The organism is Klenkia taihuensis (genome assembly GCF_900112525.1).
Taxonomy (GTDB): Bacteria; Actinomycetota; Actinomycetes; order Mycobacteriales; family Geodermatophilaceae; genus Klenkia; species Klenkia taihuensis.
Map to the genome: position 1 here is coordinate 127165 of NZ_FOMD01000001.1, position 13221 is coordinate 140385.

The 13221-nt window shown below is 77.0% G+C and carries 13 protein-coding genes; 3 read left to right on the forward strand and 10 right to left on the reverse strand.

Features of this window, described 5'->3' with window-relative positions; translation table 11 throughout:
- Positions 1-14: 14 nt before the first annotated feature.
- Entirely contained in the window at positions 15-1592 is a 1578-nt protein-coding gene (locus BM158_RS00610; RefSeq protein WP_207506058.1) for a phospholipase D-like domain-containing protein, read from the reverse strand.
- Positions 1589-2278 (reverse strand): NYN domain-containing protein, encoded by a 690-nt coding sequence (locus BM158_RS00615; RefSeq protein WP_229827548.1) that lies wholly within the window; start codon positions 2276-2278, stop codon positions 1589-1591. Before BM158_RS00615 ends, BM158_RS00610 begins: the two co-directional genes overlap by 4 nt.
- Positions 2279-2472: 194 nt before the next feature.
- Here BM158_RS00615 and BM158_RS21965 point away from each other — a divergent pair, with 194 nt between their 5' ends.
- Entirely contained in the window at positions 2473-3123 is a 651-nt protein-coding gene (locus BM158_RS21965) for a TetR/AcrR family transcriptional regulator (RefSeq protein ID WP_191328590.1), read from the forward strand.
- A 111-nt stretch (positions 3124-3234) separates the two neighbouring features.
- Positions 3235-3666: an NUDIX domain-containing protein gene (locus BM158_RS00625; protein ID WP_091553415.1), complete on the forward strand. Its 432-nt coding sequence runs from the start codon at positions 3235-3237 to the stop codon at positions 3664-3666.
- A gap of 4 nt (positions 3667-3670) precedes the next feature.
- Here the strand turns inward: BM158_RS00625 and BM158_RS00630 are convergent, their stop codons facing one another.
- The 5 genes from BM158_RS00630 to BM158_RS00650 form a co-directional block, all read right to left on the reverse strand.
- Positions 3671-4348, reverse strand: coding sequence for a GNAT family N-acetyltransferase (locus BM158_RS00630; protein ID WP_091553419.1), 678 nt, complete (start codon positions 4346-4348; stop codon positions 3671-3673).
- Between the two features lie 91 nt (positions 4349-4439).
- Positions 4440-4910: a DnaJ family domain-containing protein gene (locus tag BM158_RS00635; protein ID WP_091553422.1), complete on the reverse strand. Its 471-nt coding sequence runs from the start codon at positions 4908-4910 to the stop codon at positions 4440-4442.
- 19 nt (positions 4911-4929) lie between these two features.
- Positions 4930-6558: an acyl-CoA dehydrogenase family protein gene (locus tag BM158_RS00640; RefSeq protein ID WP_091553426.1), complete on the reverse strand. Its 1629-nt coding sequence runs from the start codon at positions 6556-6558 to the stop codon at positions 4930-4932.
- Positions 6559-6577: 19 nt separating this feature from the next.
- Entirely contained in the window at positions 6578-6967 is a 390-nt protein-coding gene (locus BM158_RS00645; RefSeq protein WP_091553429.1) for an SRPBCC family protein, read from the reverse strand.
- Between the two features lie 40 nt (positions 6968-7007).
- Positions 7008-8285 (reverse strand): competence/damage-inducible protein A, encoded by a 1278-nt coding sequence (locus tag BM158_RS00650; RefSeq protein WP_091553433.1) that lies wholly within the window; start codon positions 8283-8285, stop codon positions 7008-7010.
- Positions 8286-8319: 34 nt separating this feature from the next.
- Here BM158_RS00650 and BM158_RS00655 point away from each other — a divergent pair, with 34 nt between their 5' ends.
- The gene (locus BM158_RS00655; protein ID WP_091553435.1) at positions 8320-8910 is read left to right on the forward strand and encodes a hypothetical protein; all 591 of its coding nucleotides are present in this window, start codon (positions 8320-8322) and stop codon (positions 8908-8910) included.
- Positions 8911-8914: 4 nt separating this feature from the next.
- Here the strand turns inward: BM158_RS00655 and BM158_RS00660 are convergent, their stop codons facing one another.
- The 3 genes from BM158_RS00660 to efeB all read right to left on the reverse strand — a co-directional run bounded on the left by BM158_RS00660 (position 8915) and on the right by efeB (position 13181).
- Positions 8915-10255 carry a serine/threonine-protein kinase gene (locus tag BM158_RS00660; protein ID WP_229827547.1) on the reverse strand — a complete coding sequence of 447 codons (1341 nt, stop codon included), beginning with the start codon at positions 10253-10255 and terminating at the stop codon, positions 8915-8917.
- A gap of 66 nt (positions 10256-10321) precedes the next feature.
- Positions 10322-11923 (reverse strand): protein kinase domain-containing protein, encoded by a 1602-nt coding sequence (locus BM158_RS00665; RefSeq protein WP_091553442.1) that lies wholly within the window; start codon positions 11921-11923, stop codon positions 10322-10324.
- A gap of 25 nt (positions 11924-11948) precedes the next feature.
- Positions 11949-13181 (reverse strand): iron uptake transporter deferrochelatase/peroxidase subunit, encoded by a 1233-nt coding sequence (efeB, locus tag BM158_RS00670; RefSeq protein ID WP_229827546.1) that lies wholly within the window; start codon positions 13179-13181, stop codon positions 11949-11951.
- Positions 13182-13221: the final 40 nt, after the last annotated feature.

Sequence of the window (13221 nt, forward strand, 5' to 3'; positions counted from 1 at the left end):
ACCCTAACCGGCGCTCAGGCGCGCAGGCGGCGGTGGCCCCGGCGCTGCACCCGGCCGACGACCCGCTGCACCTTCGAGGGCGTGTGCTCCGGGTCCAGCAGCTCGGTATCGGCGAGCAGGGCGTCGATCAGCCCCTGGCGGGGCGGGGTGAAGGGCCGCAGCGACCGGCCGGTGTCCCGGCGCAGGTCCTCCACGGCGGCCAGCAGCGACCCGTCGTGCGCGGCGACCGCGGCGGCGACGTCGTCCGGGCCGACCCCGAGGTGCTCGGCGAGCAGCCGGTCGCGCACCCCGAGCACGGCGGCGGCGATCTCCTCGCGCCGCCGCTCGTCGTGCGGCGCCTCGATGGTCAGGTCGCACTCGGTGTCCAGGCCCATCGACCGGTTGTTCAGGTTCGAGGAGCCCACGCGCAGCACCCGGTCGTCGACGACGCAGACCTTCGCGTGCACGTAGATCGGCGCACCCTGCTCGGTGACCGGCACGTAGATGCGGAAGCGGCCGTGCACGTCGGCCTTGCGGACCATGCCGAGCAGCTTGGCGCGGGCGGTGCCCATCGCCTTCTCCTCGAGCCACCCGTCGGCGGTCTCGGGGTTGACGACGACGAACTCGGGCCCGTCCTCCTCGCCCAGCCGCTCGGCGATGGCCTCGGCGATGCGGCGGTTGGCGAAGTACTGGCTCTCGATGTAGACGCAGGTGCGGGCGCTGGCGATCATCGCCAGCCACAGGTCCTCGATCTCGTGGACCAGCCCCCAGTCGCGGTGCCGGGGCCGGGTGCGCGAGATGGCGACGTCGACGTCGGACAGCAGCACCGGCACCTGGTCGGGCCAGCAGTGCTCGACGCCCTCCACCGGGTCCAGGTCCTCGCCGGTGCCCGCGGCCCAGCGGCGCCGGGCCAGGTCGCCGAGCGCCGCGGCGGCGGGGCCGGAGACCAGGCTGGTGACGTCGTGCCAGGGCTGCGTGGTGCGAGCCGAGCGGGGCCGGTGCCGGTGCCGCTGGCGGTCCAGGTGCTCGGAGGTGTCCCACCGGTCGGCGGTGACGTCGATGCCGCCGGCGAAGGCCAGGCAGTCGTCGACCACGACGATCTTCTGGTGGTGCGCGCCGCCCAGGGGGTGGTGGGCGTCGACCCGCAGCTGCAGCCGGTCGGGGGTGCGCCGGTTGATGAGCACCAGCGGGGCCAGGCCGCGGCCCAGCGCCTCCAGCATGCCGAGGTCCCACTGCAGCACGCCGACGAACAGGTCGGGGTTGCGCTCGACGGCGGCGGCCAGCACGCGGCCGACCCGGTCGTCGCGGCCCCGGCCGGGGGAGCGGGGGTCCATCCGGATGCGCGGGTCGAAGTCCCAGCCGATGAACAGCACCTGCCGCTGCGCCTGCAGCACGACCTGCTTGAGCGTGGCGAAGTAGTCGGCGGCGTCGACGAACACCGCGTGCTGGGTGGCCTTCTCGATCCGCCACACCGTCTCGCCGGGGACCAGCACGCTGCCCGCGGCCGGCGCGGGGTCGACCGGCTCCCGCGGGCTGGGGACGACCGCGGCGAACCCGCCGGTCCCCGGGTCGGTGCGGCTGCCCTCCGGCGGGGTGTCCTCGACCGGGGTCACGGGTGCCGGGTCGAGTAGGCGGCCGCCGCGTCGCGCAGGCTCTTGGTCGGCCGCAGCCAGGCACCGTCCGGCGGCAGGGAGTCCAGCCGGACCCGGTCCAGCGGCGCGGCGAAGGCCCCCGGCACGTCCTCGATGTCCACGAAGTGCAGCAGGTCGGAGCTGATCGCGTAGCCGGCGACCTCGGAGAAGGCGACGACGACGACGTCGGTGCCCGACCGCGCGAGGTCCTCCAGCGGCTCGGCGAAGTTGCGGCCGTCGCCGGAGAACACCACCAGCCGCCGGAGCGTGTGGCTGTTCGCCCGGACCTCGATGTGGTCGAGCATCGACTGGTCGATGTCGTCGTCCGGGCGGCTCTTGGGCCGGGCGAAGACGGAGTAGCCGAAGCTGCGCAGCGCCTCCACCCAGCCGCGCAGGGTGGTCACGTGCTGCGGCGGCACGTTGGCGAACACGCAGGCCTCGACGTCGTCGGCCCCGCCGCGGCCGGCCTCGCCGGCGCCGCCGACGAACCAGGCGGCGATGGCGTCGAACCGGGGCCGGGAGGCCGCGGTGGGCCGGGCGCCGATGACGGTGGCCAGCGTCATGTCGATGTTGGGGGCGTCCCAGACCAGCAGGTCCAGCGCGGGGCGGTCGGGTGCGCGGTCGGCGGCCACGACGGAGCCGGCCTCGGTGGTCTCGGTCGCGGTCACCGGGTCAGTGTGCCGGGTCGGCGGTGCGGTGGGGGCCGCGGCGGGGGCGGGGGTCACCCGCTCCGGGGGTCCGGCGGGTGCCGTGGCACGCCGCGCGCGCCGTCTCCGGGGGGTCTCCACCAGGGCATCGTCGCAGCCGTCACGCCCGCCGGTGCTGGACGGTCTCGTTCCAGGTCTCCTACAGTTCCCCGCTGGTGCACAGGATCGACAGGGGAGGCGTCCTGACCGAGCTCAGCAGGCGGGACCGCAAACGCGAGCGGACACGGGAGCAGATCGTCACCGCCGCCCGCGCGCTGTTCCTCGCGCAGGGGTTCGAGCAGACCACCGTGCTGCAGATCGCCCAGACCGCCGACGTCGCCGTGCAGACCGTGTTCAACCACGCGCCCAGCAAGGAGGCGCTGTTCTTCCTCGGCCGCGTCGCCTACGCCCTGGAGATGCCGCAGCTGCCCCCGGCGGAGGACGGCGAGGAGCCGGCCGACGTCCTGGTGCGCCACCTGACCGAGCGGACCATGGGCTACCTGCACTCGCTGGAGGACCCCGACAACCTGGCGATGGCCGGCCAGATCGACTCCTCGCCGGTGCTGGCGAGCTACGAGCGCACCATCCTCACCGAGACCGAGCAGGGCCTGACCGCCACCATCGCCGAGCAGCTGCCCGACGTCGACGCGCCGTGGGCGGCCGCGCTGCTGCTGGCCACCACCCGCACCCACGCGCACGCCCACCGGAGGGCGCTGGTGCCCGGCGTCCCGGCCTGCGAGGCCCTGTCGCAGGTGAAGCAGGAGCTGCCCGGCCACCTGCGCGCCGTCCTCGCCGTCACCCGCCGGGCCGGGGTCCTCACCGGCTGACAGGCTGCGCGGGCGCGCACCACGAGCAGCCGCGAGGTCTACCGCAACCCCTGGACCCGGGTCCGGGAGGACGTCGTCGTCCGCGAGGACGGCAGCACCGGGGTCTACGGGGTGGTGGAGAAGCCGCACTTCGCACTGGTCATCGCCGCCGAGGACGACGGGTTCTGGCTGGTGCAGCAGCACCGGCACCCGGTCGGCCGGCGCTGCTGGGAGTTCCCGCAGGGCACCTGGTCGCACGGCCGGTCGGGGACGCCGGAGGACCTCGCCCGGGCCGAGCTGGCCGAGGAGACCGGGCTGCGGGCGGCCGACCTGCGCCACCTGGGCCACCTCGACGTGACGCCGGGTCTGTCGAACCAGGAGTTCGACGTGTGGCTGGCCACCGGGCTCACCCCGGGCCCCACCGCGCGGGAGGTCACCGAGGCCGACATGGTGCACGCCTTCGTGCCCGAGGCCGAGCTGGTCGCGCGGATCCGGTCCGGCGGGTTCACCGACGCGCCCTCGCTGGCCGGCTACGCGCTGCTGCTGCTGGACCGGGGCCGCTGACGGGTCAGGCGCGGCGGACCAGCCGGCGGCGCGGCTGCCGCCGGTGGAAGGGCTGCAGGCGCTGCGGCCGCCACTCGGCGCGGGTCACCGCGTACTCGACCTCGCCGAGCTCGGCGCCGGTGATGGGGGCCGTGCGGTCCTCGGTGTAGGTCTGCCGCCAGGTCAGCCCCAGCTTCTCCATCACCCGCCGGGACCCGGTGTTGACCGCCAGCGTGGTGGCCACGACCTCGTCGACGTCGGTGCTGGCGAACGCGGCGTCCACGAGCACCGCAGCACCCTCGGTGGCCAGCCCGCGCCCCCAGTACGAGCGGTGCAGCCGGTAGCCCAGCTCCACCGCCGCGACGGTCTCGGTCACCATCGGGCGCAGCTCGAACCAGCCGACGAAGGCGTCGGTGGCGCGGTCCTCGGCGGCCCAGTAGCCCAGCGGGAGCGGGCCGTGGTGGGCCAGCAGCCGCGGCAGGTCGCGGTTGCGCACCCGCGCGGCGGGGACGGGGCGGCCGGTGCCCAGGTGGCGCATGACCTCGGGGTCGCCGTGCAGCGCGACGACGGCGTCGCCGTCGGCCGGGCGGACCGGGCGCAGCCGCAGCCGCGGGGTGAACAGCGGCGGCACGACCGGCCGGTCGCCGGGCCCGGGCAGGACCGGGCGCGGGTGCGCCAGCCGCCGCCTCAGGTCGATCGCCATCGGCCCCACGCTAACGCCGTCCTCCCGTCTCCCCCCGCAGCCGGGGGCGCGCGTCGTCCCTCCCGCCGCAGCCGTCACACGGGGGGCCGGGTCAGCGGGACCGGCGCCACCGACGGCGACGGGCGGGCGCGGCGGCGGGCGGCGCGGCGGGCTCCGGGGCCGGTCGGGACGCCAGCCAGGCGGCGACCAGCGCCTCCTCGTCGTGCTGGCGGACGACGACCGGCGGCCCGTCCAGCGGGGTGCGCCACGAGGCGGCCACCCGGTCGTTGAACTCCCGGACGGCGGCCCGCACCCGGTCCTCCCGGTGCAGCGCGGCCAGCCGGTCGGGCAGGTCGTCGCGCTCGCGGCCCAGCGCGAGGGAGGGCGGCAGGAAGGCCGCACCCGGTTCCTGCCGGCGGGCCCAGGCCAGGGCCCAGGCGTAGCTGTCCTGCGGGCCGTCGTCCTTGGGCAGCGGCTTGCCGGCGCCGGGCAGGTCGGCGAAGGCGCCGCGCTCGTCGGCGGTGCGGATCTGGTGGTCGACCCAGGTCTCGAAGGACATGCCCTCGGGTTTGCGCTGCGTCACCCCGCCCAGGTTCCCACCCTCAGGCGGGGGCGACCACCGCCCGCTCGACGATCTCCACGGCCGCCGTCCCGGCCGGCAGGGTGCCGAGCACGCTGCCCCAGTCGCCGGCCAGCCGGGTGGCGCAGAAGGCGTCGGCGACGGCGCCGGGGGCGTGCTGCAGCAGCAGCGACCCCTGCAGGCACAGCGCGAGCAGCGAGGCGACGCGGCGGGCGCGGAAGGGCAGGTCCTCGGGGTCGGCGAGCTCGGCGCGCAGCCGGGCGACCGCGGCGTCGAACCGGTCGTCGGCGCCGGCCGCGGCCTCCACCTCGGCGAGCACCGCGGCCACCGACGCGCTGTCGCGCGCCATCGCCCGCAGCACGTCCAGGGCGATGACGTTGCCGCTGCCCTCCCAGATCGAGTTCAGCGGCGACTGCCGGTAGAGCCGGGGCAGCACCGACTCCTCGACGTAGCCGTTGCCACCGAGCACCTCGAGGGCCTCGGCGACGACGGCGGGGGTGCGCTTGCAGACGTGGAACTTCGCCGCGGCGCCGGCCAGCCGCAGGAAGTCGGACTCCCCGGCGTCCTGCGCGGCGGCCAGCCGGATCGCCAGCGCGGTGGCCGCCTCGCTCTCCACCGCGACGTCGGCCAGCACGTTGCGCATCAGCGGCTGGTCGACCAGCAGCGCGCCGAACGCGGAGCGGTGCCGCGCGTGGTGCAGCGCCTGGGTGAGCGCGGCCCGCACGGTGGCCGCCGAGCCCAGCACGCAGTCCAGCCGGGTGGTGGTGACCATGTCCAGGATCGCGGGCACCCCGCGGCCGGGCTCGCCGACCAGCCAGCCGACGGTGCGGTCGAACTCGACCTCGGAGGAGGCGTTGGACCGGTCGCCGAGCTTGTCCTTGAGCCGCTGCAGCCGGAAGACGTTGCGCTCGCCGTCGGGCAGCATCCGCGGCACCAGGAAGCAGGAGACACCCTCCTCGGTCTGCGCGAGCACCAGGAACAGGTCGCTCATCGGCGCCGAGGTGAACCACTTGTGCCCGGTCAGGTGGTACGTGCCGTCGATCCGCGCGGTGGCCCGGGTGGTGCCGGCCCGCACGTCGGAGCCGCCCTGCTTCTCGGTCATGCCCATGCCGGCGACCAGGCCCGCCTTGGTGCGGGGGTCGGCGAGGCCGAACTGGTAGGTCGTGGAGGTCAGGCCGGGTTCGAACACCACCGCCAGCTCCGGCGCCCGGCGCAGCGCGGGCACGACGGCGTAGGTCATCGTCACCGGGCAGCCGTGCCCGGCCTCCACCTGCGTCCAGCCGAGGTAGCCGACCGCCCGCCGGACGTGGGCGTGCGCGTCGTCCGCCGCCGCCAGCGCCCACGGGGTGCCGCCCAGCCCGTGCGCGAAGGCGGCGGTCATCAGCTCGTGCCAGGCCGGGTGGAACTCGACCTCGTCGATGCGGTGGCCGGTGCGGTCGTGGGTGCGCAGCCGCGGCGGGACCTCGTTCGCCAGCCGGCCCCACTCGGCGGCCTGCTCGCTGCCGGCCAGCGCGCCCAGCTCCTCCAGGGAGTCCAGGGTCAGCGCGTCGGCGTGCCGCAGGCAGGCCTCCCGCAGCGCGGTGTCACCGGCGACCGGGTCGTGCCCGACCAGCGGGGGCACCTGGTTGGTCACCGTGTGGGTGGCGTTCACCCCGCGACCGTACGACCCGTCAGGGACGGACCAGCCGCTGCAGCGCGAAGGCGGCCAGCGGCACGTAGCCGACGACGGGCAGGAACGGGCCGGACACCTTGAGCCCGGTCGTCGTCCCGCCCTCCGGCCCGGGGCGCACCCAGTGCACCAGCACGAGGGTGCCCGGGCCGATGTCGACCGACCAGGTCCACTCCCGCGCCGCGTCGTCGACGGCGTCGACGACGAACGGGGCACGCAGACCGAGCGGACCCACCACCCGGCCGGTGACGCCCGGGTCGATGCGGACGGCGTCGGTCTCCACGCCGCGGATCTGCGGCGACCAGTCCGACCACTTCGCCGGGTGCAGGTAGCGGTCCCAGGCCTCGTCGGGGTGGACGGCGCCGGTGGCGTGCAGGCGCAGCGAGCTCATGCCGGGCCTCCTGCCCATCGCGGTTCCACGTGGAACCTGATCATGCCGGAGGGCCGCCGAGCAGCAGCGCCCGGAGCAGGTGCATGCCGACGGTGACGGTGCGCTTGCGGAAGGCCGCCCGGTCCCCGGGGACGACGAGGGAGCGGGTGACCGCGCCGTCGGGCCCGACCGCGCACAGGTGCACGGTGCCCACCGGCTTGTCCGGGCTGCCCCCGCCGGGCCCGGCGATGCCGGTGACGCCGATGCCGACGTCGGCGCCGAAGCGGTCGCGGGCGCCGTCGGCCAGCTGCCGGGCCACCTCGGGGCTGACCGCGCCGACCGTGGCCAGCGTGTCGGCGCGGACCCCGAGCAGCTGCTCCTTGGCGCTGTTGGCGTAGGACACCACCCCGCCCGGCACCCACGCCGAGGCACCCGGCCGGTCGATGAGCCGGGCGACGAGCTGGCCGCCGGTGCAGGACTCCGCGGTGGCCACCGTGAGCCCGCGGTCGGCCAGCGCGCCGGCGACCAGGGCGTCGACCTCGGGGCCCTCGCTGAACAGGGTCGCGGCGTAGTCGCCGCGCACCGCGTCGACCAGCCGGGCGTACGCCCCGGCCGCACCGGGGGCGTACCGGGTGACGATCTCCAGCTCGCCGTCCCGCAGGCACGTGGTGATCTCCAGCCCCCCGAGCTGGTCGTCCACCCGGCGCAGCGTGGCGGCCAGCTCGGACTCCGGGGTGCCCCACAGCCGGAGGGTGTCCTGCCGCAGCTCCTGCGCCCGCTCCAGCACCACGCGCACCGGTGCGGCCTCGAGCGCGGCGGGCCACATGCCCTGCAGCTCGCTGGGCGGCCCGGGGAGGACGACGACCGGCGGGCCGTCGCCGGACGCCGGGGGGACGACGAGGCCGGGCGCGGTGCCGACCGGCTCCAGCACCACCGCGCCCGCGGGCACCCGGGCCTGCTTGCGGGTGCCCGCCTCGGTGGCGGCCGGGTCGACCCGCCAGCCCCGGCGGGACATCAGCCGCGCCACGACCGCGCCGATCCGGGCGGCCAGCTCCTCGTCCACCGACGACGGGCGGCCGCAGAAGTCGCCGACCACCTCGGCGGTCAGGTCGTCGGCGGTGGGGCCGAGCCCGCCGGAGGTGATGACCAGGTCGGTGCTCGCGGCGAGGAAGGCCAGCGCCGCGCGCAGGTCCTCGGGCCGGTCGCCGACCACCACCACCGAGCCGACGTCGACCCCAAGGCGGCGCAGCTCCTCGGCCAGCCACGGCCCGTTCCGGTCGGTGACCCGGCCGGTCAGGACCTCGGTGCCGGTGACGACGATGCCCGCGCGTGCTCCCACGCGGCCGACACTAGGCGCCGTTACGGTGGCCCGCGTGAGCCAGCCGCCGTACCCGCCGTCCCGTCCGGAGCCCCGTCCCGAGCAGTCCGGGGCCCGCGCCGAGCCGCCGTACGACCCGGCCTCCCCCGGCCACGCCACCGAGCCGGCCTACGACCCGGCGTACCCGCCGCAGCCCACCGGCCCGATGGCCGGTCCGGCGCCGGTGCCCCCGCCGCTGCCCGGCCCGGAGGTCTCCACCGGCCCCCGCGTGGCGGCCCGCCCGCGCAGCTCCGCCGACCGCGCCGCGCTGACCGCCGCCGTCCTCGGCGTGGTCGGTCTGGTGCTGCTGGTGGTGGGCCTGTCGCTGTCCCCCGCGGGCACCACCGTGTGGTCGGCGGTGCCGGCCTGGTCGGTGTTCGCGGTGCTCGCCGCGCTGGTGGCCCTGGTGCCGCACGCGCCCAGGCGCGGCGGGCTCAGCCGCGGCCAGGCCTGGCAGGTGGGTGCGGCCGGCGCCGGTGCGCTGGCGCTGTTCTGGCTGCTGGTCGTGGTGTTCCCCGGTGGCGGGGCCAGCGACCGCGGGTTCGTGCTGACCCTGGCCACCGCGCTCCTCGCCGGCGGGGTGTGGCTGCGCCGACGGGGCTCCTGAGCCCTCAGTCGCCGCGGCCGGGGAACGGCCAGCCGGGGACCAGGTCCCCCAACCCGCCGCCCCGCCCGTCGCCGCGCCCGTCGCCGCGGCCGCCACCGCGGTCGTCGTCCTCGCCGTCCTCGTCGCCGCCGCCGGTGCCGGTGCTGCTGGGCGCCGCCGTGGTGGTGGGCGCCGGGGTGGTGGGCACCGCCTGGCCGAGCCCGGTGCCGGTGGCCGCGCCCAGCTGCGGCACCGGGGGCGGCGCGGACCAGCCCGCCCCGCTGCCGGCGGGGGCCGCCGGGTCGGCCGGCGCGGACGGCACGGGGGTCGGGACGGCGGCGGAGCCGGTGGCCGGGGCGGCCTCGGCGGCGGGGGTGCCCTCCGTGCCGCCCAGCAGCAGCGCGCCGGCGGCGAGCACGCCGGCCAGGCCCGCCGCGGCGCCGGTGCCCAGCAGCACCCGCCGTCGGCGACCGGCCCGGGGCGCGGCCGCCCGCCGGTGCCGCGCCGGGGGCAGCTTCTCGGTGGCCGGGCCCAGGCCGCGCTCGACCAGCCGCTCGACGGCGGCCAGCACCGCGGCGCCGTCGGCCAGCCGCTGCGCCGGGTCCTTGGTCAGCATCGCGGCCAGCAGCTGCCGCACGCCCGCCGGGACGGTGTCGGGCAGCGGCTCGGGCTCCTCGTGGATCTGCTGCACCACGACGGCGACCGGGCTGTCCCCGGGGAAGGCCCGGCGGCCGGTCAGCAGCTCGTAGCCGACCATGCCCAGGCCGTAGACGTCGCTGGCCGCGGTGGCCTGCCGGCCCTGCGCCTGCTCGGGCGAGAGGTAGTGCGCGGTGCCGATGACCTCGCCGGTGCCGGTCAGCGAGACGCTGGCCGCCGACCAGGCGATGCCGAAGTCGGTGATGGTCAGGCTGCCGTCGGGCCGGACCAGCAGGTTGCCGGGCTTGACGTCGCGGTGCACGACCCCGGCGGCGTGCGCGGCGGCCAGACCGGACGCGGCCTGGCGCAGCAGGTCGACGACGCGGTCGGCGTCCAGCGCGCCCTCCCGCCTGCGCAGCGCCGACAGCGGCTCGCCCTCGACCAGCTCCATGACCAGCCAGGCCAGCTGCTCGCCGTCCGCCCCGGTCTCGCCGTAGTCGTAGACCGCCGCGACGTGCTCGTCGCGCAGCAGCGCGGCGTGCCGGGCCTCGGCCCGGAAGCGCGCGATGAACTCGGCGTCGCCGGCGAACTCGCCCCGCAGCAGCTTGACCGCGACGGGTCGGCGCAGCCGCAGGTCCAGCGCCCGCCAGACCCGGCCCATGCCGCCGGTGGCGATGACGGAGCGGAGCTCGTAGCGGTCGCCCAGGACGCGGGTCTCCAGCTCGTGCACGCACCCCATCCTGGCAGCCGGGGCGCGGATGCCCCAGAAACCCAGGTCAGGCGCGTGTGCGACGGCTCAGGGCTTCGCGTTGCCCCGCCCGGGGCCGTCGCCGCCCGGCCCGCCGCCGTTCCCGTTCCCCGGGCCGCCGTTGCCCGGACCCCCGCCGCTGCCCGGGCCGCCGTTGCCGGGTCCACCACCGTTCCCCGGGCCACCACCGTTCCCCGGGCCGCCACCGTTGCCCGGGGCGGGGGCCGCCTCGGTCGTGGGTGCCGCCGTCGGCTCCGGTGCGGGCGCGGGCGCCTGCGTGGTGACGACCGTCGCCGGCGGCTGCAAGGTCACCGGCGCCTCGGTGGTCGGCTCGGTGGTGGCCGGTGCCGGTGAGCCGTAGGAGACCGTCACCGACGTGCCGGGCTGCAGCGGGGTGCCGGCCGGGTCGACACCGGTGACCAGGCCGGCGGTGGAGCCGTCCCCGGCGACCTCCTCGGTGGTCACCGACAGGCCCAGCGCGGTGAGCTCGGCGACCACCTCCTCGACCGGCCGGCCGGTGTAGTCGGCGGCGTCGAGGGTGATCGGGTCGGGGGTGGCCGAGGTGGAGGTCGGGGTGGCACCGGCCTCGGCGGGGCTGCTGCCGCCGCCCAGCCCGACCAGCAGCGCGGTGGCCCCGCCGACGAGCAGCAGCGCCGTCGCCACCGCGGCGACCAGCATCCGCCGCCGGACGTGCCGCCGGGGGCCCGGCGGGGCGGTGGTGGCCGTGCCGGGGTCGAGCTCGGGCGACAGCAGCGCGGTCACCGCGGGCGGCGGGACCAGGGTGAGCAGCTCGGTGGGCTCGTCCTCGGCGCCCAGCTCGCGGCGGGCGCGGTCGGCCGCGGCGACCACCGCGTCGCCGTCGGCCAGCCGGTGGGCGGCGTCCTTGACCAGCATCGCGGCGACCAGGTCGCGCACGGGGGCGGGCACCTCGTCGGGCAGCGGGTCGGGCTCGTCGTGCAGCTGCTGCAGGGCGACCGCGACCGAGCTCTCGCCGTCGAAGGCCCGCCGTCCGGCCAGCAGCTCGTAGGCGACCATGCCGAGGGCGTAGACGTCGCTGGCCGGTGTCGCGGGGCGTCCGCGGGCCTGCTCGGGCGAGAGGTAGTGCGCGGTGCCGATGACCTGGCCGGTGCGGGTCAGCGCGACGCTCTCCGCGGACCAGGCGATGCCGAAGTCGGTGACGGCGACCGAGCCGTCGGGGCGCAGCAGCAGGTTCCCGGGCTTGACGTCGCGGTGCACGATGCCGGCCTCGTGCGCGGCACCCAGCCCGGCGCCGGCCTGGGCCACCACCTCGAGCACCTGCTCCGGGGGCAGCGCGCCCATCCGGCGGCGGACCGCGGCGAGGGAGTCCCCGGGCACCAGCTCCATGACCAGCCAGGCCAGGTGCTCGCCGCCGTCGGCGTCGGTCTCGCCGTAGTCGTAGACGGCGGTGACGTTGCGGTGGCCCAGCAGCGCGGCGTGCCGGGCCTCGGCGCGGAACCGGGCCAGGAACTCCGGGTCACCGGCGTACTCGCTGCGCAGCACCTTGACCGCGACGGGCCGGGACAGCCGCTGGTCGTGCGCCCGCCAGACCTGGCCCATGCCCCCGGTGGCGATCAGCGAGCGCAGCTCGTAGCGGTCGGCGAGGACCCGGGGCTGCGACACCCGGACCATGCTGCCCCCTCCCGGGCGGGGTCGCTCACCCGAACAGGCCCGAGCCCCACCAGTCGTCCTCGCCGGCCAGGCCCGGCGGGCAGGCGAACAGCGCCGACGAGGTGTGCTGCACGTACTCGTTCAGCTTGTCCGTGCGCAGGTTGCGCTGCACCTGCACGAACCCGGTGGCCGGGTCGGACTGGTAGCAGAGGAAGAACAGCCCGGCGTCCAGCCGGCCGAGGCCGTCGGAGCCGTCCACGAAGCTGTAGCCGCGCCGCAGGATCGCCGTCCCCGCGTTCGTCGGGTGGGCCAGCGAGACGTGGGAGGTGGCCGGCAGCGCGGACAGGTCGACCGGGTCGAACTCGGCCCGCTGGCCCAGCGGGGCGCCGCTGCCCTTGGTGCGGCCGATGGTCTGCTCCTGGTCGCGCAGGCCCTGCCGGTCCCACACCTCGACCAGCATCCGGATCCGGCGGCTGACCAGGTAGGACCCGCCGTCCATCCAGGAACCCGGGTCGTCGACCCAGACGAAGCGGTCCAGGGTGGCGGTCTGCTCGGCCTTGAGGTTGTCGGTGCCGTCCTTGAACCCGAACAGGTTGCGCGGGGTGGCCTGGTCCGAGGTGGTCGAGGACGTGCGGCCGAAGCCCAGCTGCGACCAGCGGACGCCGACCAGGCCCTGGCCGATCCGGGCCAGGTTGCGCACCGCGTGCACCGCGACCTGGGGGTCGTTCGCGCAGGCCTGGATGCACAGGTCGCCGTCGCTGGTGGCCGGGTCGAGCTCGTCGCCGGGGAAGGCCGGCAGCCCCACCAGCGCGGCCGGGCGGCGGTCGGCGATGCCGAACCGGTCGGTCCCGTCGGCGGCGGTGAACAGCGTGGGCCCGAAGCCGATGGTCAGCGTGAGCCCCGCCGGGGGCAGCCCCATCGCCTCGCCGGTGTCGTCCGGCGGGGCGTAGTCGCCACCGGCGACCGCGCCGACCGGGCCGGCGTCCTGCCCGCGGGTCATCCGGCGGGCGGCCTGCGTCCACTGCTGCAGCATCCGCACCAGCGCGGCCCGGTCGTCGGTGATGACGTCGAAGGCGACGAAGTGGAGCCGGTCCTGCGCCGGGGTGGTGATGCCGGCCTGGTGGGCGCCGTGGAACTCCACGGCGTCGGAGACCGTCGTCGTCCCCTGGTCGGCGGGCGCGGCGGCCCGGCTGCTGGCGACGCCCCCGGCGCCCAGGGCGACGACACCCGCCGCCCCGACGCCGGCGGCCCCGAAGAAGTCGCGGCGGGAGAGCTTCACGGCACCCACTGTCCCCTGCGTGCCCCGCCCTGCGCCCGGA